This is a genomic window from Adhaeribacter aquaticus DSM 16391 (assembly GCF_000473365.1).
Classification (GTDB): domain Bacteria; phylum Bacteroidota; class Bacteroidia; order Cytophagales; family Hymenobacteraceae; genus Adhaeribacter; species Adhaeribacter aquaticus.
In genome coordinates this window covers 2,958,648-2,979,153 of the sequence record NZ_KI421517.1, presented here as the reverse complement: position 1 = coordinate 2,979,153, position 20,506 = coordinate 2,958,648, and the positions used below count along the sequence as shown (strand labels likewise).

At 40.2% G+C, this 20,506-nt stretch carries 20 protein-coding genes and 1 pseudogene; 6 read left to right on the top strand and 15 right to left on the bottom strand.

The window, feature by feature from the left end; all coding sequences use genetic code 11:
• Positions 1–6 precede the first annotated feature (6 nt).
• On the bottom strand, positions 7–1,191 hold the full coding sequence (locus ADHAQ_RS0115505) for a class I SAM-dependent rRNA methyltransferase (RefSeq protein ID WP_026463710.1): 1,185 nt from the start codon (positions 1,189–1,191) through the stop codon (positions 7–9).
• A gap of 66 nt (positions 1,192–1,257) precedes the next feature.
• Complete coding sequence (locus tag ADHAQ_RS0115500) at positions 1,258–2,052, bottom strand: alpha/beta hydrolase (protein ID WP_026463709.1); 795 nt, start codon at positions 2,050–2,052, stop codon at positions 1,258–1,260.
• 157 nt (positions 2,053–2,209) lie between these two features.
• Between ADHAQ_RS0115500 and ADHAQ_RS0115495 the strand changes: the two genes are divergently transcribed.
• Positions 2,210–2,983 carry a DUF3050 domain-containing protein gene (locus tag ADHAQ_RS0115495; RefSeq protein WP_051360199.1) on the top strand — a complete coding sequence of 258 codons (774 nt, stop codon included), beginning with the start codon at positions 2,210–2,212 and terminating at the stop codon, positions 2,981–2,983.
• 117 nt (positions 2,984–3,100) lie between these two features.
• On the opposite strand, the gene ADHAQ_RS0115490 is transcribed toward ADHAQ_RS0115495, so the two are convergent.
• Together ADHAQ_RS0115490 and ADHAQ_RS0115485 are read right to left on the bottom strand one after the other, a co-directional pair.
• The gene (locus tag ADHAQ_RS0115490; protein WP_026463707.1) at positions 3,101–3,883 is read right to left on the bottom strand and encodes a TIGR03915 family putative DNA repair protein; all 783 of its coding nucleotides are present in this window, start codon (positions 3,881–3,883) and stop codon (positions 3,101–3,103) included.
• 253 nt (positions 3,884–4,136) lie between these two features.
• Positions 4,137–5,393 carry a putative DNA modification/repair radical SAM protein gene (locus ADHAQ_RS0115485; RefSeq protein WP_026463706.1) on the bottom strand — a complete coding sequence of 419 codons (1,257 nt, stop codon included), beginning with the start codon at positions 5,391–5,393 and terminating at the stop codon, positions 4,137–4,139.
• A gap of 246 nt (positions 5,394–5,639) precedes the next feature.
• On the opposite strand from ADHAQ_RS0115485, the gene ADHAQ_RS0115480 reads away from it, so the two are divergent.
• The 3 genes from ADHAQ_RS0115480 to ADHAQ_RS25930 all read left to right on the top strand — a co-directional run bounded on the left by ADHAQ_RS0115480 (position 5,640) and on the right by ADHAQ_RS25930 (position 9,384).
• The gene (locus ADHAQ_RS0115480) at positions 5,640–7,502 is read left to right on the top strand and encodes a BamA/TamA family outer membrane protein (RefSeq protein ID WP_026463705.1); all 1,863 of its coding nucleotides are present in this window, start codon (positions 5,640–5,642) and stop codon (positions 7,500–7,502) included.
• 70 nt (positions 7,503–7,572) lie between these two features.
• Positions 7,573–8,424: a CvfB family protein gene (locus ADHAQ_RS0115475; protein ID WP_342667290.1), complete on the top strand. Its 852-nt coding sequence runs from the start codon at positions 7,573–7,575 to the stop codon at positions 8,422–8,424.
• A gap of 180 nt (positions 8,425–8,604) precedes the next feature.
• A complete protein-coding gene (locus ADHAQ_RS25930; RefSeq protein ID WP_051359955.1) occupies positions 8,605–9,384 on the top strand; it encodes an SAM-dependent methyltransferase in 780 nt (259 codons plus the stop codon).
• 33 nt (positions 9,385–9,417) lie between these two features.
• Here ADHAQ_RS25930 and ADHAQ_RS0115465 read toward each other — a convergent pair whose 3' ends face one another.
• From ADHAQ_RS0115465 to ADHAQ_RS0115455, 3 genes are read right to left on the bottom strand one after another with little or no spacing between them, the layout of a single operon-like run.
• The gene (locus ADHAQ_RS0115465; RefSeq protein WP_026463703.1) at positions 9,418–10,374 is read right to left on the bottom strand and encodes a succinylglutamate desuccinylase/aspartoacylase family protein; all 957 of its coding nucleotides are present in this window, start codon (positions 10,372–10,374) and stop codon (positions 9,418–9,420) included.
• Positions 10,375–11,283 carry a 30S ribosomal protein S6--L-glutamate ligase gene (gene rimK, locus ADHAQ_RS0115460; RefSeq protein ID WP_026463702.1) on the bottom strand — a complete coding sequence of 303 codons (909 nt, stop codon included), beginning with the start codon at positions 11,281–11,283 and terminating at the stop codon, positions 10,375–10,377.
• Positions 11,280–11,759, bottom strand: coding sequence for an ATP-dependent zinc protease family protein (locus ADHAQ_RS0115455; protein ID WP_026463701.1), 480 nt, complete (start codon positions 11,757–11,759; stop codon positions 11,280–11,282). The genes rimK and ADHAQ_RS0115455 overlap by 4 nt, the downstream gene beginning before the upstream one ends.
• A 137-nt stretch (positions 11,760–11,896) precedes the next feature.
• On the opposite strand from ADHAQ_RS0115455, the gene ADHAQ_RS0115450 reads away from it, so the two are divergent.
• Positions 11,897–12,415 carry a hypothetical protein gene (locus ADHAQ_RS0115450; RefSeq protein ID WP_157433437.1) on the top strand — a complete coding sequence of 173 codons (519 nt, stop codon included), beginning with the start codon at positions 11,897–11,899 and terminating at the stop codon, positions 12,413–12,415.
• Between the two features lie 9 nt (positions 12,416–12,424).
• On the opposite strand, the gene ADHAQ_RS0115445 is transcribed toward ADHAQ_RS0115450, so the two are convergent.
• The 5 genes from ADHAQ_RS0115445 to ADHAQ_RS28160 all read right to left on the bottom strand — a co-directional run bounded on the left by ADHAQ_RS0115445 (position 12,425) and on the right by ADHAQ_RS28160 (position 15,839).
• Entirely contained in the window at positions 12,425–13,234 is an 810-nt protein-coding gene (locus tag ADHAQ_RS0115445; RefSeq protein ID WP_026463699.1) for an alpha/beta fold hydrolase, read from the bottom strand.
• Positions 13,235–13,350: 116 nt separating this feature from the next.
• Positions 13,351–13,893 (bottom strand): DUF502 domain-containing protein, encoded by a 543-nt coding sequence (locus tag ADHAQ_RS0115440; RefSeq protein ID WP_026463698.1) that lies wholly within the window; start codon positions 13,891–13,893, stop codon positions 13,351–13,353.
• Positions 13,894–13,952: 59 nt separating this feature from the next.
• A complete protein-coding gene (locus ADHAQ_RS0115435; RefSeq protein ID WP_026463697.1) occupies positions 13,953–14,837 on the bottom strand; it encodes a 4-hydroxy-3-methylbut-2-enyl diphosphate reductase in 885 nt (294 codons plus the stop codon).
• Between the two features lie 110 nt (positions 14,838–14,947).
• Positions 14,948–15,649 carry a (d)CMP kinase gene (gene cmk, locus ADHAQ_RS25925; protein ID WP_034256855.1) on the bottom strand — a complete coding sequence of 234 codons (702 nt, stop codon included), beginning with the start codon at positions 15,647–15,649 and terminating at the stop codon, positions 14,948–14,950.
• A gap of 28 nt (positions 15,650–15,677) precedes the next feature.
• Positions 15,678–15,839: a hypothetical protein gene (locus ADHAQ_RS28160; protein WP_157433436.1), complete on the bottom strand. Its 162-nt coding sequence runs from the start codon at positions 15,837–15,839 to the stop codon at positions 15,678–15,680.
• An 85-nt stretch (positions 15,840–15,924) separates the two neighbouring features.
• Here ADHAQ_RS28160 and ade point away from each other — a divergent pair, with 85 nt between their 5' ends.
• On the top strand, positions 15,925–17,577 hold the full coding sequence (ade, locus tag ADHAQ_RS0115420; protein WP_026463696.1) for an adenine deaminase: 1,653 nt from the start codon (positions 15,925–15,927) through the stop codon (positions 17,575–17,577).
• 42 nt (positions 17,578–17,619) lie between these two features.
• Here ade and ADHAQ_RS0115415 read toward each other — a convergent pair whose 3' ends face one another.
• From ADHAQ_RS0115415 to ADHAQ_RS0115405, 3 genes and pseudogenes are all read right to left on the bottom strand, one after another.
• A complete protein-coding gene (locus ADHAQ_RS0115415; RefSeq protein ID WP_026463695.1) occupies positions 17,620–18,036 on the bottom strand; it encodes a response regulator in 417 nt (138 codons plus the stop codon).
• Positions 18,037–18,045: 9 nt separating this feature from the next.
• Entirely contained in the window at positions 18,046–19,323 is a 1,278-nt protein-coding gene (locus tag ADHAQ_RS27325; RefSeq protein WP_051359954.1) for a sensor histidine kinase, read from the bottom strand.
• A 201-nt stretch (positions 19,324–19,524) separates the two neighbouring features.
• Positions 19,525–20,502, bottom strand: a pseudogene (locus ADHAQ_RS0115405) (PLP-dependent cysteine synthase family protein); the annotation flags it as partial.
• Positions 20,503–20,506 lie beyond the last annotated feature (4 nt).

Sequence of the window (20,506 nt, the reverse complement as noted above, 5' to 3'; positions counted from 1 at the left end):
TGTTTACTATTCAACAAATAAAACCAGGCCTTTTAAATATTCTCCTTCGGGATGAAAAATACTTACGGGATGATCGGCCGGTTGATTTAACTGGTGCATGATCCGGATATTTCGGCCAGCCTCAATAGCAGCTGCCATAATGGTATTATTAAATAAATATTTATCGACTACCTGGGAACAAGAGAAAGTAAACAAAATACCGCCAGGCTTAATTCTTTTGATAGCTTCCACATTTAAACGTTTATAACCCATAACGGCATTATGGCGGGCACTTTGGTGTTTGGCAAAGGCCGGTGGGTCCAGAATAATAATATCGTACGTATCCGGGTTATCTTTTAAAAAGGTAAAGGTATCTATAGCAAAAGATTGGTGCCGGTCAGCAACCTTATTTAGCTCCGCGTTCTGATCAGTCAGTTCAATTGCTTTTTTGGAGCTATCTACCGAATGCACTAAAGTAGCACCGGCATTTAAAGCATAAATGGAAAAACCACCGGTATAACAAAAAGTATTTAATACGCTTTTGCCCTTCGAGTAATGTGCCAGAAGGGCTCGATTTTCCCGCTGGTCAATAAAAAAGCCGGTTTTCTGTCCGTTTACCCAGTCTACTAAAAACTTATTTTTATTTTCTGCTACTACCTGACTTCCTTGACCTTCTCCAATCAGGTAACCATTGGTAGCCTCTACACCCGAATTTTTAGGTAAAGACTCGGCACTTTTATCATAAACAGCTTTTATTACCGGGCTCCCTACTTCTATGATGGCCTTAGCCAATTGCTCCCGCAAACGATATACACCGGTGGTATGGCATTGCAAAACAGCTGTATCACCATAAACATCTACTACCAAACCAGCTAAACCGTCCCCTTCGGCAAAGAACAGGCGGTACACATTCGTATTTTCATCAAACTCTAAGGTTTGCCGGAAATCGAAAGCTTTTTGTATTTTGCTTTTCCAAAATTCGTAATCCGGATTTACCTGTTCAAAAGAAAATATCCGAACAGCAATTGATCCGCCCGGTTGGTAATAACCCGTACCCAAGAAATCGCCACCAAAGCTAAATACCTCCACAAAATCACCTTCTGTTACCTCTCCATCAATGCGTTTTATGGCTCCGGAAAATACCCAGGGATGGCGTCGCAATAAAGAATTTTCTTTCCCTTTGTTTAGGGTTACGCGGGCAAATGCTTTCATGTAATAATTTTCTCCTTAATTATCCGGCAAAGGTACGTCTATTTGCTAAAAAAAAGCTGTTCTGTTTTATTCCAGAATTCTTTTTAATGCTTGCTGGTACACAGCAAAACCTTCTAAGTTATTATGTCCACCTCCTTCTACGGTAATTAAGCCCCCAGGCTGATTCAACAAATTTGCCAATTTAAGCCCGGAAGCATAGGGTACAATTTCATCGGCCGTACCATGAAATATATAAACGGGGCAACTTACCTGTGGCAAATATTTATCGGACCGAAAAGGATATCTCAACAGAAGAGAGATGGGTAAAAATGAATAATGCGCTTTTGCTACATCGGCAAAATTGTAAAAAGGCGTTTCCAGTAGTAGTAAACCAGGCTTGTTATCCGCCGCTACTTTTACAGCTATGCCCGTACCCAACGACCGTCCGAAAACTACCAGCTTTTGCTCCGGAAAATAGTTTAAAAGGTACTTGTACATGAGTTCAGCATCCTCAAATAAAGCTTTTTGGCTAAGTTTACCAGTACTTTTTCCAAAGCCCTGATAATCCATTATTAAAACATTATACCCATAACGCATTAAATCTTCTGCTACATAACCCCAACTTCGCAAACTGCCGGCATTGCCATGAAAATATAAAATAGCTCCCTTGGGATTGTCCTGGATGAAATATAAAGCATGGAGCCGGGCCTTATCCGGGGACGTCAGGTATACTTCTTTAAAAGGTTGACTAAAAGAATATTGGTAGTTTTCCGGCACCTTCTCCGGAAAGAAGATTAATTTTTCCTGCAGCAGATACACTATTACCAGAAAAACTACTATCAACCCAAAAAAAATACTTATAAGCCAAATCCACATTTTCATAGTTTACTTACGTCTTTAAAAGAGGTTTAAGCAAAAAGACTAAATCATGTTCCTGCTTTTACCTGGTTTATTTTCAAACATTATATAAGCTTGCCTGTTCTGTGACCAAAACTATAATTTATCTTTGCGCTTTTTTATTAGAAGCATTTTTACTTTTATGAATTTAATTGCCCAAATTAAAACTGATATTGAGCCGTTAAGGCAAGCATTATTAAACCACCCGATTTATAGCCAAATAAAAACTGTTCCGGATCTGAATATTTTTCTGGAGCACCACATATTTGCGGTATGGGATTTTATGTCTTTATTAAAAGCCCTGCAACGCGACCTTACCTGTGTGGAAGTACCCTGGGTACCTAAAGGTAATCCGGTTACCAGAAGGCTGGTTAATGAAATTGTAATGGGGGAAGAAACAGATGTGGACGCCAATGGTAAACCTGCCAGCCATTATGAACTTTACCTGGAAGCCATGGCTGCCACCCAAGCCAATACCGAAAAAATAAATCAGTTGCTCAGCTTAATTTCTTCAGGAAGTAGCGTAAAAGAAGCGCTTGCTCAGCTTCCTGTTGCTGAAGCAGTACGTGATTTTGTTCAATTTTCTTTTGATACAATTGCCAATGGAAAAACACACGAGATTGCCTCTATTTTTACTTTTGGCCGGGAAGATCTGATTCCTGATATGTTTAGTGCATTAGTGCAAGACCTGCACCAACATTTTCCCAAAAAGCTTGAAAAGCTGGTTTATTACCTGGACCGTCACATAGAGTTGGATGCCGACGAGCATGGACCAATGGCTATGCTAATGATTTCTGAACTTTGCCAAGCGGATGAAACCAAATGGGAAGAGTGCAGAGTGGTGGCCATTACAGCATTGCAGAAGCGAATAGCTTTATGGGATAGCATTGCCACATCTATTCAAGCTAAAAAATAATCAGGTTTAATCTAATAGTAGATCCGAAGTAACATTGAAGGAGCAATTTTTATTTAACTAGCACAAATAATATCTTCCTGCTGGTACTTCATAAAAATTGCTCCTTTATAAACTTTATTACCTTATATCCTCCGGCTTTATCTGTTTTTCGGTTAAGTACTTCCAGTAACGGATAGGCATGTGCCGCAAATGCAGCTTTTTATTTTTCCGTTCCTGAATATTTACTGATTTAAAGTAAAGTTTCCAAAGGTCTTGATAAAGGGTTTCATGCTGTTGCAAAACAGCGTTTTGTAAAGCACCGGCTTTACCGTCATTTGAATTATCCAAAGTAACTTCCGTTACCCTTATCAGGTCGTAATAAATACCATAATTCCGTTTTACATCATATATCAGCCATTGCTGATCAGCATAACGCTTTTGGAAATGATTTATCAGCAATGGCACCACATTAAAATCTGGCTCTATGCTGGCAAAATATAAATTGTCAGCTGTTTTCTGAAACCGGATGAAGGCTTCCATACGATGCTTTTCCCGGAAAATCTGCCTGGCTGTAGATGCTATCTCCCGCACGCAATCTTCGGCAAAATTGTCCTCAATATTTACTGCATTGGCAAAAGCCAGCCGCATAAACTGATATATAAGCATTTCGGCATTTGGCTTTTCCGACAAATAAGTATGATAGAGGTTCGTTTGAAACAAAACCGATACTTTTTTGCCAATCCCCATCCATACCCGATTAGCCTTTTGCTCATCTGTTGTTACCAAAACTTGTTGACCAAACAAACATGGCTGTTTTGCTGATTCTTTTACAATAGAATCAGGCCAGTTTTTGCGGTCGTAAATTTCAAAAATAGTAGAAAGCAGCCCAGCGAAGGAGCCATCGTAAATGTATTGGTACAACTAATTACTAAACGTAACGCGTAAATAAAAATTGGCTTAACCCAGCAGATTCAGCGCTCTGTTTAGCAGCAGAAGCAACTGATTTGCCAGCAGATAAGCTCTTAAGATGTGGAATCAACACACTAAGCTTGCAATGGCAAGAAATAGGTGCGAGCTTAAAATTAGACTTCATGATCCTGTACAATTAATAAATTAAATATTATGACTTTATACTTTAAAACTTTTTAAAAGGATACAAATAGCTATTTATCAGCTACTGAAACAAAGAGAGTTGCTGTTTAACCAGGTCATTTCGGCGGCTACCCTCCCCAAATAAAATTATACGCCTGATTAGTTGGTCGGAATAATCTTTATGCTCTAAACTTTTGCCCCGGCACGTAATAAAAAACTTTGCCCGTTTCAGCACCACCCCTATTTTCTGTAAATGATCAAAAGACAAAGAAGCAAAACGACGGGCCGATACAATTTTTTTGGCTGATTTCACCCCTATTCCTGGTACGCGTAAAATCATTTCATAATCGGCAGTATTTATCTCCACTGGGAAAAAGGCTCTGTTGCGCAAAGCCCAGGCTAGTTTCGGATCTATTTCCAGATCCAGGTTAGGAAACGTATCGTTTACTATTTCATTTACGCCAAACCCATAAAACCGCATTAACCAATCGGCCTGGTAAATTCTATTTTCTCTGATTACCGGCGTTTGGGTTGTTACCAGCATCCGTTTGTCTGTAGAAACGGGTACATACCCCGAATAATAAACCCGCTTTAACTTAAATTGCTGGTAAAGCTGATCAGAGAGCTGTAATATTTCCTGATCATTTTCAGCCGTGGCCCCCACAATAAGTTGAGAACTTTGTCCGGCCGGCGCGAAATTTGGAGCCAGTTTAAACAGCTTTTTTTCTTCTTTACTTTGAATTAGCTTTTGGCTGATAGTACCCATAGGTAAAAGTATCTGCTCATAATTCTTTTCGGGTGCCAATTTTTGCAGGCTTACCTCAGTGGGCAGTTCAATGTTTACACTTAATCTATCAGCATACAGACCTGCTTCCTGAATTAATTCGTCGCTTGCACCCGGTATAGTTTTTAAATGAATGTAGCCGTTAAAATTATGCTCCAGCCTTAGCTTTTTAGCAATCCGTACCAGGCGCTCCATGGTATAATCAGCGTCTTTAAAAATTCCAGAGCTTAGGAATAAGCCTTCTATGTAATTGCGGCGGTAAAAATTAAGCGTTAAATCTACTACCTCTTCCACAGTAAAAGCAGCCCTTTTAATATCGTTACTGCGTCGGGTTACGCAATAGGCACAATCGAAAATACAATAGTTGGTAAGCAAAATTTTCAGAAGCGAAAAGCAACGGCCATCTTCGGTATAACTATGGCAAATGCCCATTCCTTCAGCATTGCCAATCCCTTTATTTACGTTCTTGCGTTTACCTCCGCTTGAAGAGCAAGAAACATCATATTTGGCGGCATCAGCTAAAATTTTTAGCTTTCCCTGAATTTTATCGTTCATATGGTTCAATATTACTAGGATTATCTTTCATATCCAAGCTTAAAACTAAAATATTTAGCCAAAGTTTTTAGTAGATATTCCTCCATACCTATAGTGGTTCTGGCATAGGAGGCCTCCTTAACCAACCTTATTGAAAAGAAGCAAATAGCCGAAAAAAGTAGGTATTAGGTAAAGTATACTGAAATAACGATATTTGTTTTGGGGCAGACCTTGGGTAGCAAGTGCAGGTGGCATGCTTAAAATTTTATGATTTTTATTAAAGGTTGGGCAGTAATTTCACTCTTTTTAGTTTTAGGCATCTGCACGTCTGCCTTTAGCCAAGTCACTACCACACCTGTAGACACCAGCCAGCTAGTACCGGTACCTAAGCCTGCTCGACCTGACTTTTCGGAACGCGTTCTGGAAAGACTTAAAACGTTATCAAAACGAAAGAATTTAATAGGCCGGGGATTAGATTTGTTATTTGATTTTGACAGGAAAGCTCCGTTACGCGGCATTGATCCGGAATTATTGCGGCCGGCTTATGCCCAACACAATTATAAGGTGGTTCGCCACATAGAAATTAGGCGTTTAAGCCCATTTGGCTACTCCATAAACGATACCACCCGAACGCCGCGCAATTTTTTTGAAAAAGCCGGAAATTCTTTTCACATTAAAACACATAACAGGCGCATTCGCGGTCAATTATTATTCAGAAGAGGTGAGCTTCTAGAGCCAGGAGATTTACAGGAATCGGAGCGTTTGTTGCGGCAAACCGAACATATCCTGGACGCCCGAATTTTTGTGAATGAAAAATCCACTACCAAAGACAGCGTAGATGTTATTATTGTATCCAAAGACGTGTTTAATTTAAGTGGTTCCGGCTCTTTTAACACTAACACCGCAGCTGGCCGAGTTAGGCTAAATGATGTAAATTTTTTAGGGTTAGGACATCAGTTCCGGAACGTTTACCAGTTTGGGCTAGACTCTATACGCCGGTCATGGACTTACACAGGTAGTTATACCGTACAAAACATTTATAACACCTTTATTACCGGCCATCTCTTATACCGGAACGAAATTCATTACCAGCAACGGGGCATCAATTTTTATCGCGATTTTTATACTGCTAATACCCGATATGCCGGTGCGTTGAATGTAAATTACTATTCATATCCTATTCATGTCCAAGGCATAGACGATAGACGTGTTCGTCAGAATATTACCTTCACCAAACAAGATTACTGGTTGGGTAGGTCATTTAAGCTAAAGTCTTACGATTTAGGTTTTGAAAACCCTGGACGGATTATAACGGCTGGGCGTATCATAGCCACCAACTATGCCAATTCGCCTAATCCCGATTATCAGAATAATATCTTATTTATTGGCGGCTTTGGTTTTAGCTACCGGAAATATTACAAAGACCGGTTTTTATTTGGTTTTGGCCGAACAGAAGACATTCCTTCCGGAAATTTAATTGCTGTTTCGGCCGGTTATGAAAAAGGGGATTTTTATAACCGCCGGTACATAGGCGGCAAAATGGCTTTTGGTAAATATGCCACCAATTTTGGTTATTTATACATGGACGCCCAGTTTGACTCCTATATTCGCGGTAAAAATTGGGAACAAGGCGAATTTTCAAGTGAAATACTTTATTTTACCAAACTCCTGAAAGTGGGTACCTGGCAGTGGCGCCATCTAATCTGGAACCGCACCACCTGGGGATTTAACCGGAAATTTGCCGAAGACATTCTGAACATTAACCGTAACAATGGTATCCGGGGGTTTAGTATCGGCGAACGAGGTACCCGGCGGTTTGTGGTAAACTATGAGAGTAGTTTATTCACGCCATTTTCCTTTCTGGGTTTCCGGTTAGCGCTAGTAAACTTTGCCGATTTCGCCTGGCTTTCTGATGGCAATCATACTAACCCTTTTGACTACAAACCCTACCAAGGCTACGGCATAGGTTTTCGGTTCCGTAACGAATACATGGCTATTAATACCATTCAGGTACTACTGGGTTATTATCCACAAGGCAGAACACCAATCAAATCATTTAACAGTACCCGCCCCTATTACGATTTTAACGATTTCCGCTTCTCCCAACCCATTATTTCGGATTTTAGATAACCTTCCTGGTACTCCTTTTTCAGGATTTATCCGGCTAATTGTAATCACCCATCTTATCTTTTTCGTAGGTTTGGGAAATAATAAGTTTACAACTATGGTAGCTATTGGCGATTACAATGATCTTGAAATTATAAAAGAAGTAGATTTTGGTGTTTACCTAGATTCTGACGACGGCGAAATTTTGTTACCCACCAAATATGTGCCTGAAGATTTCCGGGTAGGCCAAACCATACGTGTATTTATCTACCGCGATTCAGAAGACCGTATTATTGCCACCACCTTACAACCAAAAGCCAAAGTTGGCGATTTTGCAGTTTTAGAAGTTAAACAAACCAACAATTATGGAGCTTTCCTGGATTGGGGCCTGGAAAAAGATTTATTTGTTCCTTTCCAAAACCAGCGGGTAAAAATGGAGCCTGGCCGGAAATACCTAGTTTACATTTACATGGATGAAACCTCTGACAGGATTGTTGCTACAGCTAAATATGAGAAATATCAAAAACCAGTACCAGAAAGCTTAAGCGAAGGAGACGCGGTGGAGGTATTGGTAGCCGGCTTTACAGAATTAGGTATAAAAGTAATTGTTAATAATGCCTACAGCGGTTTACTTTATAAAAATGAGGTATTTCGGGATTTAAAATTAGGTGATAAGATTACCGGCTATGTTCGTAAAATCAGGGAAGACGACAAAATAGACGTCAGCCTGCAGAAACCTGGTTACCAGGAAGTACCCGATGCGGCTCAGATTATATTAAATAAATTAGCAGAAAACAACGGCCGCCTGAACTTATCGGATACCAGCTCTCCGGAAGCTATTTACGAAGCTTTGGGCATGAGCAAAAAAGTATTTAAAAAGGCATTAGGCAGCTTGTACAAAGCTGGCAAAATTGAGTTAGCTTCAGATTCTATAACGTTAAAGTAGAAGCCATTTATCATATACTAAATAAAACTAACTCTTCTATTTTTATACAGAAGGAAAGTTTTCACCTTTCCTTCTTCCCTTTTTAGCAGCACTCAAGATCGCACACTTCCGGATTTTAATTTAAAAATATAACCAGCCCAATAGCTCCCCGTATGGGACAAAAAACTAAATCTAGGTTTCATGGCAAGTAATGCTCCGGTTCGTTTAAAATCTGTTTTTCCCAAGGCCACCAAATACGACCAGGAATGGGTGCGTCAGCATTCATTAGGCGAAAATGTATTGTTTAATCTGGAGAGTTTAACAAGTATTATTCCGCTCAAGGCAGGAATGCGCGTTTTGGATTTAGGCTGTGGTAAAGCTATCAGCTCCATTTTTCTAGCAAAAGAATATAATGTTCAGGTTTGGGCCATCGATGAGGCTGTTTCGGCAACTGAAAACTATGAACGTATTTGTGAGGCTGATTGCGAAGAAAAAGTGTTCCCGTTACAACTAGATGCCCGTAACCTGCCTTTTTCCGAAGCTTTTTTTGATGCCGTACTGGTAGTAGATTCTTACACCTATTTTGGTACTGATGAAAAATATTTACCTTACATCTGCCAGTTTATTAAACCAGGTGGTTACATGGCCATTGTAGATGTTTGCTTTAACCAGGAGATAGAAAGCTTGGAAGAAGTACCAGCTTTTTTACGAAAAGATTATCAGAACTACTGGTATTTTATTCATTCTATTACCTGGTGGAAAAAGCTTTGGGAAAAAACCGGGTTAGTTTCTATAGTTACTGCCGAACCTGTACCCGCCGCAGATTTAATCAGAACACAGTACATTAAAGATTTTGAAGGTACTAATAAGAAAGATCCTTTTGCGGTGGCCCTGCAAAAGGATGATAAGAACTTTATTTCTTTTTTCCGGCTGGTAGGTCAAAGAACTAATAAAGATGCCTACCTGCAATCTTACCAATAATCGTATTATTAAACTAAACATTCATATTACTATTTAGTTTGCTTCCTTTTCTATACCAATATTAGCAATAGCATCTCCTTGGTTTACAACCGGCATATTGTTTAGCCCAATAACGTATCCGGTGTACTGCGACTTTATCCGGACCGACATATCACCATAGGGGTCGGCAATACTACCTATGGCTTGTCCTTTCCTTATAAACTGGCCGGGTGTTACTTTACTCCGAAACAACCCCGCAACTTTGGCCCTGACCCAATTTGTTTTTAAACAAACAATTGGTTCTTTGGCTGTAGCTACATTACTCTTCTGGATATCCAAAACATCTAATACCCGCAGCGTACCTTCCAGTGCTATCTGAATTCCTTTTTCATCGAAACGCAATGATTCTCCGCTTTCATAAACTATTATGGACTTTTGATATCTAGATGCTTCTTTTCGTAAAGATTTAGCCCGAAACGAGGCATTAATAATAAAGGGGGCGCCAAAAGCATAAGCTAATTTTTCATTATCTGGGATATCTAAAATACATCTAATCTGGGGAAAATTAGTCCGGCTGGCTCCTCCCGTATGAAAATCTATTCCGTAATCAATCCAGGGCAAAATTTCGCTAACAAAGGCATTGGCCACCCGGCTGGCTAAAGACCCCCGGTTATCACCGGGAAAACTTCTGTTTACATCTTTCCCATCCGGAACCTCACGGGAAAAATTTAAGAACCCATAAATATTTAAAATAGGAATAGCAATCACAGTTCCTCGTTCAGGCTTTATCATTTTCCGGCGAATCAACCTCCTGATTACTTCAACGCCATTTACCTCATCTCCGTGCATACCAGCCATTAATAATAAAACTGGTCCATCTTCCTGCCCCCGATAAACGTGTACGGGTATATCTATAATAGTACCGCTGGGCAACCGCGAAATATTTAAACGGGTGAGCACATGCTCCCCTAATCCGATTGATTGCTTATTTATAATAATTTCCTGAGGCATTTACTCCTGGGTTTTGCTTTTGCGATTTTTCTTTTTCTGCACCAATAACTCTGTATATTCAATTATTTTAGCTGCAATGTCTTGTTTTGTAGCGTTCTCAATTCCTTCCAGACCCGGGGAAGAATTTACTTCCAGAATCAGAGGTCCTCGTTTAGATTGTAGCATATCCACCCCGGCTACCGATAAATCCAGCACTTCAGCAGCTTTTAGGGCGGCAGCCTTTTCTGCCCGAGATAATTTGATGAGGGTACCCGTACCACCCCGGTGCAAGTTAGACCGGAACTCTCCTTCTTTCCCCTGGCGTTTCATAGCTCCTACCACTTCGCCATTCACCACAAATGCCCGGATGTCAGCTCCTTTAGATTCCGCAATAAACTCCTGTACTATAATTCTGGCTTTTAAATTATGGAAAGCCTCAATAACAGATTCAGCAGCTTTTTCGGTTTCGGCCAGCACAACGCCCAAGCCCTGGGTCCCTTCTAGTAATTTTATAACCAAAGGAGCACCTCCTACCTGGCTAACTAACTGCTTACTACCTTTAGAATAATTGGTGAAAGCAGTTTTGGGTAAGCCCAAACCAGCCCGGGACAAGATTTGCATGCACCGCAATTTATCTCGAGAACGCACAATTGCCTGAGAACCTACCGCACTTTTTACCTTCATCATCTCAAACTGACGGACCACAGCCGTACCATAAAAAGTTACCGAAGCTCCGATACGCGGTATAACAGCATCAATACCCGATATTACTGTTCCTTTGTACATAATTGAAGGTTGGCCAGCTTCTATTATCAAATCGCATTGTAAGTGGTCCAGCACCACAACCTCGTGCCCACGCGCTTGGGCTACCTCCACTAATCGTCGGGTAGAATATAATCTAGGGTTGCGTGATAAGATGGCTATTTTCATAATTGATTTCTTTGTTTTTTTGCTTTCTTTCTTTTCTGTTTAAAGGCAACATTCTTTTTGGCCACATCTACTACAAAATGCTTACTTAACAAGGACCGGCCAATTAATACGGGATATTTTAAATCGCTGCGGTCAGATAAGGAAAATTCAGTTTCTATGTTTTCTTCATAAATTTGAATCTGCGTTTTAATTACATACCGCTCCTGAACGTCTCCGAAAGAACTTTTAATATTTCGCCTGGCATATTCTTTAAACTCAAAAACCCGGTTATCATACTTTGATAGAGACGGATGCAATAATCGAAAGCGGATAACAGAACTGCCATCTTCTAAAATCTCTTCCCGGATATTGCTACAATGAATAGCTGAAGTAAAAGCGCCGGTATCTATCTTGGCTTCTACCTCATATATATCTAATAATGGGAAATTTACCCGCTCCCGGCGGCCAACAGTCTTTTTCTCGGGTTTATCTTCCATAGTGAATTACCTGTAACATAACTTGAATGAATGGAAACTGCCTTATACTTTTTAAAATGTTACCTCTTTAAGCTACCTAACGTAATACCAATATTAAAAGAAAAGAATAAGAACACGTATTTATAAAGAAAACTAAAATGAAAAAATTAAGCCTAATGTTATGGCTTTTCCTGTTAGGTATCCCAATGGTACCTACTCTCATGGCCAGAACTTATTATCCGGTAGTAAATACCAAGGCCAATGGCGCTACTTCCATTGCCGAATTAGCTAATGGTATTGTGCAGGCTATCCAAAGCCATGATTTTGATCAACTATCTGCTTACCTGATTACAGATGCAGAATTAGCTGCTTTGAAGCGGCAGCCTTCAGCTGATTTGCAAGCTGTTATTACTAATACAACGGCTGCGGACCTTAAAAATCATTTAAAATCAGATTATGATGCGTTACTGCAGGAGGGCGTAAACCGGACGGTCAATTGGTCGGCTTTGACTTTAGCTGAAAGCAAGGCGGGTAAAGGAAGTCCTAAGACCAAATTATTACAGCCTGTGCTCATTACCCTCACCAATAAAGAAAACCAGGCCGTTCAGGTAGCATTTGAAACAATTAAAATAAATGGAAGGTATTTTTTGTTTCGGCAAATGAAGCTGCAAGCATAAGTTTGGTTGTTACCTAAAAATCTCCTGGTGCCTGCGCAGGTAATAAGCCACATCGTGCAGCAGTAAAGCGTGGCCAGTTTTTAACACAATTACCCGACATTTCTGAACGGCTTTGATAAAAACCTGTAAACTTCGTTGTGGAATTACCTGATCAAATTCTCCTAAGAACATGGTAAGTTCTATCTGGTGTTCGTTTAAAATCCGAACAATTTTACGGATATCAAAATTTAACTTACTAAAGCCTACCCAGCTTCGGTAAACCCGCAGGCGCTTGGGCGTACTTTCCATGTGCCAGTTGGCAAACCTTACCAGCCCTCGGTCCACAATTTTTTTCCGCTCCAGAAAATTTACAAATTTAAAAAAAGGAGTAGGCTTCAAAACTGTTCGCTTAAACAACCCCGACAAAAAGCCCGGGTAGGTGGCCATGCTGTACCAAAAGTTGGTTCTAATACCATCCGGAGCAACTAACAACACCCGATCTATTTGAGTTGGGAAACCTTCTATTAAACTTAGCGCAAATTTACCGCCCATGCTAAAGGCCAATACAGAGAATGAAGAGATTTTCTTTTCTTCCAGGAATTGTTTGATCAGGGTTTGGAGGAACCGCTTCTGCAGCGGCATTTTGGATTTGGGCAGTTTACTTTTGCCGTGAAAAAATAAATCAAAGGCGTAAATGGTACTGGTTGGCCGTAATGCTTCGGCTATTACCTGAAAATGCCCGCTATCCTGTCCATAACCATGAAAGGCCAGTATCACATGCGGTCCCTGGCCAAATGATTGGTAATGAAATCTAGCTCGTTCCAGTTCTACAAATGGCAATTTCTATTACTTTAATAAATTAAATAACCCTTATCGGATTTTATACCAATTCCCAAAAAAAGAGTTTAAAAACTATTATTATTTAAAATAAGAGAATAACAACCAATGGTTTAAAACTAAAGCTTGGAAACACCTCCCGATACAATAAATTTCATAACTTCACTACTTGGTAGCTCCAGATAAGTGACTTGATCCTTCGAAACCAAGAAAAGCTCACCAGAAAAATTATAAGAATCTGGAAAATAAACGGCCATTTTATCTTCCATATTTATAGCAGCCATACTGTCCTGGGTTACAAAACCTACCCGAAAAACATCCGGATCTTTATAAAAATGGACTATAACAGGCTTATTGAACTTTTGATTATCACCCACAAAAGCATTAAACAAATCTTTAATAGAAGAATAGATAATGCTAACAATCGGGACTTTATTAAATATCCGCTCGGTTATTACTAAAAAAGGACGTACAAGAAAAGAGGAGCCAATAAAGCCAACCAAGGTAAGCAGAATTAACATTACCAGAATACCCAGGCCTGGGAAACCTAGGTCAAAAATAGTATTTAGCCAGTCAATAATGGCCACAATAATATAAATGGTAAGAGTAATGGGTGCCATAATCAGGAACCCATTCAGGAAATAACGGAAGAGACGTTTCATGGTAGATATAAATCCAAAACAAGGAAACATACATATTCCTTGCCAGTTTTAGCCAAAGCTTAGATGGCTTGCAGCTCCAAGGCCTGAATGCTGTCTGCCACTTGCTGCATCAGCCACATAGGCGTAGAAGTTGCCCCACAAATACCTACCGATTGCGCCTGATCAAACCAGCTAGCCTCCAATTCCTGCTCGCTCTCAATAAAATAACTATTAGGGTTGATAGATTTGCAAACACTGTAAAGTGCTTTGCCATTAGAGCTTTTCTTGCCGCTTACAAATACTACTACATCGTGCTCGGTAGAAAACCTTGCTAGTTGTGGTTCCCGGTTAGAGACCTGCCGGCAAATACTATCGTTTGCATCAAAATCTACCAATTCCCCTTTGGCCTCCCTAATGCGCTCTTCTATTAAGGCTTTAATGTGGTAAAAGCCTTTGGTACTTTTAGTTGTTTGGCTAAAAAGGGTTACTGGTTTAGTAAAGTCAATTTTATCTAAATCTGCTTCGGTGGTAACAATAATAGCTTTGTCGTGGGTTTGCCCGGCAATACCAATTACTTCGGCATGTCCTTGCTGCCCGTAAATAACAATCTGCCCTTCCACTTCTTCCATATTATCAAAGGCATGCTTAACCCGGTTTTGCAGCTTTAATACCACGGGGCAGGAAGCATCTATTAATTCAATATTATTTTGGAGCGCTAACTGGTACGTTTCCGGTGGCTCTCCATGAGCCCGAATGAGTACTTTGCAATCATGTAATTCTTTTAATTGCTCCCGATCGATAATACGGAGCCCTTTTTGGTATAAGCGCTGCACTTCCATACCATTATGAACAATATCACCAAGGCAATATAATTCCGGAACATTTTCCATCTCGTCTTCTGCCATCTGAATGGCAAATTCAACTCCAAAACAATATCCTGAATTTTTATCTATGGTTATGGTCATTTCTTAAATTGGCAGTTTATGTGGTTATAAGGTTGCTGGCATCTTTAGTTTATCCATTATCCAACAATCAGGCCATTCTTGGCCAGCTTATAAGCCTACACTAAAAAACATTATTTGCGCTTAGCTAGTTCTTGTTCTAATAATTTCGCAGAAACCTGGTGTAACACAAAATCAACTTGCTCATCTATGGTAATATGCGAAGTATCTAAAATTTCGGCATCCTCGGCTCTTACCAACGGGCTTTCTTTGCGGGTAGAATCTATTAAATCCCGTTTCTGAAGATTTGCTATTATATCATCCAATGGCACCAGCTCCCCCTTATCCAGAAGTTCCTGCTGCCGGCGGCGAGCCCGGGTATCCACATCAGCAGTCATAAAAACTTTAACCTCGGCATCCGGAAAAACGGTGGTTCCAATATCCCGGCCATCCATTACTACCCCGCGTTTACGTCCCATCTTTTGCTGCTGACTCACCATAGCATGTCTTACAGCCGGAATACAGCTCACCTCGCTTACTTTGTTGGAGATATACATTTTCCGGATTTCATCTTCCACATTTAAGCCATTCAAAAACACCTCATTCCGGTTCGATTTAGTATTTCGCTCAAATGTGATGTGAATTTCCTGCAGGGCCTGATCTATTTTTTTCGGGTTGGTGAAATCAATATAATGTTCCAGAAAGTACAAGGTAACGGCCCGGTACATGGCCCCGGTATCAATGTAAGCGTAGCCAAGGTCTTTTGCTACTAATTTTGCTGTAGTACTCTTTCCGCAGGATGAATGACCGTCTATGGCTACTACAAGTTTTTTCATATAAGTTACGTTCGGGCTGGCTTTTGCTTTATTTACTTTCGCACGGGCAAGGCATTGGTTTGCCCTTCTTTGCTTTTTTCTTATAAGCCATTGTTTTCTTTTGCAGGCTTGTTTTCCGGGTACAAGCTAACTCCGCAGCACTGCTTCCCAGAAATACAGCTAATAAAATAACCCAGATAAACTTTTTCAAAACCATTTATATTTATTGCAAATATAGGGTAATTTACCCTTTCGAAACCTATGTACGGAAATTAATATCCTTTAGACCAACGAACATGCACCCTAAAGATTTTAAAATCAGCGGCCAAATTATAGATGTTTTAAATGAACAACTAATTGAGGGCACTATCTATATTGTCAATGGTAAAATTGAGAAAATTGTTCCGGAGAAAACCGAACATAAACAATATATTTTACCAGGCTTTGTAGATGCTCATGTGCACATTGAGAGCTCGATGCTGGTGCCCGCTGAGTTTGCTCGTTTAGCAACAGTGCATGGTACAGTAGCCACGGTTTCCGATCCGCACGAAATCGGGAATGTACTTGGCTTAAAAGGTGTAGAATACATGATAGAGAATGGGAAAAAGGTGCCCTTTAAATTTTATTTTGGAGCCCCTTCCTGTGTACCCGCTACCCCATTTGAAACAGCCGGCGCCGAAATTACAGCAGAAGACATTGAAGAATTATTTAGTCGGAATGAAATTAAGTATTTAGCGGAAATGATGAATTGGCCGGGTGTTCTTAACCAGGACCCAACGGTTGTTCAGAAAATTACCCTGGCCCAAAAATACGGCAAACAGGTAGATGGACACGCTCCCGGCCTACGTGGCGAACAAGCCCAACAGTACATTGCCGCCGGCATGACCACCGACCACGAATGTTTTACGCAGGAAGAAGCTTTAGATAAACTTAAATACGGCATGAAAATCCTGATTCGGGAAGGCAGCGCCGCCCGCAATTTTGATGCCCTCATTGATTTATTACCAGAACATTATAATTCTATAATGTTATGTTCAGACGATAAACACCCCGATAATCTGGTAGAAGGGCATATAAACTTATTGGTTAAAAGAGCTCTGGCAAAACAAATTGATTTGTTTAAAATATTAACAGCTGCTTGCGTTAACCCGGTAAAGCATTACGATTTGGAGGTGGGTTTATTACAAATAAATGACCCCGCCGATTTTATAATAGTGGATAACCTGGAGAGTTTCCATGTTTTGAAAACCTATATAAACGGCCAATTAGTGGCCGAAAATGGTAAAACTAATATTCCTTCTTCGGAAAACGAGGTTATCAATAATTTTAATACCAATCTTAAAACCCCAAATCAATTTAAAGTACCTGCTGCTTCTCCCAATACTAAAATAAAAGTAATAGAAGCTTATGATGGGCAGTTAATAACGGGAAGTCTGGAAGTACCGGCTAAGATAGAAGAAGGTCATATTGTTTCAGATTTAACCCAGGACGTTTTAAAAATTGTCGTAGTAAACCGTTACCAGGATTCTGAACCAGCTATTGCCTTTATCCGCAACTTTGGTTTAAAAGAAGGAGCTATTGCTTCATCCGTAGGGCACGATTCCCACAATATAATTGCCGTGGGCACCGAAGATGAAAGTTTATGCCAGGCTATAAACTTAATTATAAAAGAGAAAGGTGGTATTGCTGCTGTTGGCTCGGTTGGTGAGCAAGTCTTACCACTACCGGTAGCAGGCATTATGTCGCCGGAAGATGGGTATAAGGTTGCCAATGCTTACTCTGCCCTGGATGCCGCTGCCAAAAGCTTGGGCAGCACCCTTGCTTCCCCGTTTATGACGTTATCTTTCATGGGCTTATTGGTAATTCCGGCTTTAAAACTTAGCGATAAAGGCTTATTTAATGGTGAAATTTTTACTTTTACTCCCGTACAACAGCCTTCACCAGCTTAGCGTCTGGTGAATTATGAATAAGCTTGCCTCTATTTGTTTTGATTATCCATTATGCTCGTCATACATAGAGAGAAGGGTTTCTATTTTCTCAATGGTCAACGGTTTGGTAATATAATATGCCCTGAAATCGCTTGCTTTACTTGTATCCTGCGGATGGTTAGAAGTAGACAAAATAGCCACAATAATATCGCTTCGGAAGCTTTCGTCCAGGGTTTGGTAAAGTTCCAAAAATTCAAATCCATCCAGTACCGGCATATTAATGTCTAATAATATCAACTCGGGTTTTACCTCTTCGGGAGTTTTTCCTAAGCTCAGAGCTTCCAGGTAATCAAAGGCATTTTTGCCATTAGGCATCAATTTAATGCTGTTGGTTAAATTCATACGGCGCAAAAGCCGCTCATTTAAAAAATTACTGGTTTCGTTATCGTCAACTAATAATATGCTACGTAATGTTCTCATGTTTTCTTATTAGGAAATTCTTTTAGGAAAAAATATTTTGAAGGTCGTTCCTTCTCCTGGTTTGCTTTCGACTTCTACCCTGCCCTGGTTATACTCCATAATGCGTTTTACAATAAACAATCCAACCCCACTGCCCTCTATGTTATCGTGCAGACGTTTAAACAAAGAAAATATTTTCTTTTCATGCTTGATCAAATCCATTCCAATACCATTATCTGCTACGGCCAGCATTACATAATCACCAGCATCTTGCGACGATACCTGAATTACTGGAGCCCTATCGGGCGAGCGGTATTTAATAGCATTACTCACCAGGTTAAAAATAATACTGGTTAAGTTCTTATGCGTAAACCGTACTTCATCCACCTGACTAAAATCACCGGTAATGGTAACCCCTGCTTTGCCAATCTTATCTGCCAGACTTATTTTTACTTCATCCAGCACTTTACTGAAGTTAAGAATCTCAAAATCCGACTTATCTGTATTTTTTTGCAAGGTACTTACTTCAGTCAGGTCTTGGATAGTACGGTGCATTTGCCGGATAGAAAGATCCAAACGACCTAATAAGTCCTGCACGCCCTGAATATCACTTGGCAACTCTTCCCGCAGAGCTGTTACTAAACCTTCGGCATTTACCACCGGTGATTTTAAATCATGGGAAGCACAGTATACAAAGTTATCCAGATCTCCATTTATCCGGATAAGTTCGCCGTTTTTGGCAATTAAATCTCTTTCGGCTCGTTTCCGGTTTTCTATTTGTTGCTCCAGGTCACGGTTAGCCCGAATTAACTGTGCAGTTCGCTGTTGTACCCGAATTTCTAATTCATCGTTTATCTGGCGCAGCGAAGTCTGAGCTTTTTCGCGTTCTTCTATCTGAGCTCTTAACTCGGCATTTGTAGCGTCCTGTTGGATAGGGCTGGGTAAGGCCAGGATAGCCGGAATGGTTCTAAAAAGAGTTACTGCCGCTGCAACGGAAACCAGGCCAGTAAACATGGTTACTACACTTGCCAGGCGATAGGTCGGATTCCAGATGGTCCATATATCTACAAAATGGGTGGCACCACAAGCCATTATAAATATCCCGAACATCATAAACAGGTTGCGGTGTATCAGGTCCTGGCGCTTTTTAACTATGTAAAAAAGCATTAAAGGCAAAGTAAAATAAGCTAACCCTGTCAGGCCATCACCAATAACTGTTAACCATAAAATATCTGATCGCCATAAATAACAATGGCCATGAGGCATAAATTCAGACGACTCTAAAAGCTTTTGTAAGAAATTAAACATGTTTATGTTTACTCTAAACCTGGTATAAGATTATTATTAGGTAGTGCTTTAAATTTAATTATCCCTATTACGCAAAATCAGTAATCTTGGTCTTTCCTATTTATTACTGGGCAATAAGGCAAAAACGGCTAAAGATATAAAATAAAATAGCCAGTTATGATAACTGGCTATTTTTATAGTAGGAAAAGGCAATATTCCTTAGTCTATATACCCTTCGCTACGCATCCAATCGTCATTATAAATTTTGCCTAAGTAACGGGTACCATGATCGGGCAATAGCACCACCAGCACGTCCTGCTCCGTTAAATGTTCCCGGGCAAATTCCAGGGCGCCATGTACTGCCGTCCCGGACGACCAACCCACAAATAAGCCTTCTTCTTTGGCTAAACGACGGGTCATAAGCGCACCGTCTTTATCGGTTACTTTTATAAATTGATCTATTAAATCAAAATCAACATTTTTAGGCAATATATCCTCGCCAATGCCTTCGGTTTTATAAGGATATATTTCATTTTCATCAAAAATGCCGGTCTCTTTATATTTTTTAAAAACTGAACCATAGGTATCTAAACCAACAGTTTTGATAGCCGGATTTTTATCTTTTAGGTATTTTGCAATACCACATATAGTGCCGCCTGTTCCTACTCCCGCAGCAAAGTAAGTAATTTTACCTTCGGTTTGCTCCCACAATTCCGGGCCAGACGTTTCGTAATGAGCTGCCGTGTTAGATAAGTTATCATACTGATTTGGATAAAAGGAGTTTGGTATTTCCTGATTTAACCGCTTTGCTACAGAATAATAAGAAGCCGGATCTTCTGGAGCCACATTAGTAGGGCAAACAATTACGTCGGCACCAACAGCTCTTAGAATATTCATTTTTTCCGGGCTTTGCTTATCTGTAAGCGTAAAAATGCACTTATACCCTTTTGCCGAAGCCGCCAGCGCCAAGCCCATACCAGTATTACCGGAAGTACCTTCAATAATAGTTCCGCCTGGTTTTAATAAGCCCGCTTTTTCGGCATCCTCAATCATTTTAAGTGCCATCCGGTCTTTAACAGAGTTACCCGGATTAAAGTATTCTACTTTAGCCAGAATGGTAGCTTTAATACCATCGGTTACTTTATTTAGTTTTACCAGTGGAGTTTTACCAATGGCTTCAGTAATATGATTTAAATACATTATC

Bases quoted from the DNA above. Each gene is read 5' to 3' on its own strand.
- ADHAQ_RS0115505 (WP_026463710.1), bottom strand. From the start codon at position 1,191: ATGAAAGCATTTGCCCGCGTAACCCTAAACAAAGGGAAAGAAAATTCT.
- ADHAQ_RS0115440 (WP_026463698.1), bottom strand. From the start codon at position 13,893: ATGAAACGTCTCTTCCGTTATTTCCTGAATGGGTTCCTGATTATGGCA.
- ADHAQ_RS0115450 (WP_157433437.1), top strand. From the start codon at position 11,897: ATGAAAAAATTAAGCCTAATGTTATGGCTTTTCCTGTTAGGTATCCCA.
- ADHAQ_RS0115480 (WP_026463705.1), top strand. From the start codon at position 5,640: ATGATTTTTATTAAAGGTTGGGCAGTAATTTCACTCTTTTTAGTTTTA.
- cmk (WP_034256855.1), bottom strand. From the start codon at position 15,649: ATGAAAAAACTTGTAGTAGCCATAGACGGTCATTCATCCTGCGGAAAG.
- ADHAQ_RS25930 (WP_051359955.1), top strand. From the start codon at position 8,605: ATGGCAAGTAATGCTCCGGTTCGTTTAAAATCTGTTTTTCCCAAGGCC.
- ADHAQ_RS0115500 (WP_026463709.1), bottom strand. From the start codon at position 2,052: ATGAAAATGTGGATTTGGCTTATAAGTATTTTTTTTGGGTTGATAGTA.
- ADHAQ_RS0115495 (WP_051360199.1), top strand. From the start codon at position 2,210: ATGAATTTAATTGCCCAAATTAAAACTGATATTGAGCCGTTAAGGCAA.
- rimK (WP_026463702.1), bottom strand. From the start codon at position 11,283: ATGAAAATAGCCATCTTATCACGCAACCCTAGATTATATTCTACCCGA.
- ade (WP_026463696.1), top strand. From the start codon at position 15,925: ATGCACCCTAAAGATTTTAAAATCAGCGGCCAAATTATAGATGTTTTA.
- ADHAQ_RS0115485 (WP_026463706.1), bottom strand. From the start codon at position 5,393: ATGAACGATAAAATTCAGGGAAAGCTAAAAATTTTAGCTGATGCCGCC.
- ADHAQ_RS0115455 (WP_026463701.1), bottom strand. From the start codon at position 11,759: ATGGAAGATAAACCCGAGAAAAAGACTGTTGGCCGCCGGGAGCGGGTA.
- ADHAQ_RS27325 (WP_051359954.1), bottom strand. From the start codon at position 19,323: ATGTTTAATTTCTTACAAAAGCTTTTAGAGTCGTCTGAATTTATGCCT.
- ADHAQ_RS0115415 (WP_026463695.1), bottom strand. From the start codon at position 18,036: ATGAGAACATTACGTAGCATATTATTAGTTGACGATAACGAAACCAGT.
- ADHAQ_RS0115435 (WP_026463697.1), bottom strand. From the start codon at position 14,837: ATGACCATAACCATAGATAAAAATTCAGGATATTGTTTTGGAGTTGAA.
- ADHAQ_RS0115465 (WP_026463703.1), bottom strand. From the start codon at position 10,374: ATGCCTCAGGAAATTATTATAAATAAGCAATCAATCGGATTAGGGGAG.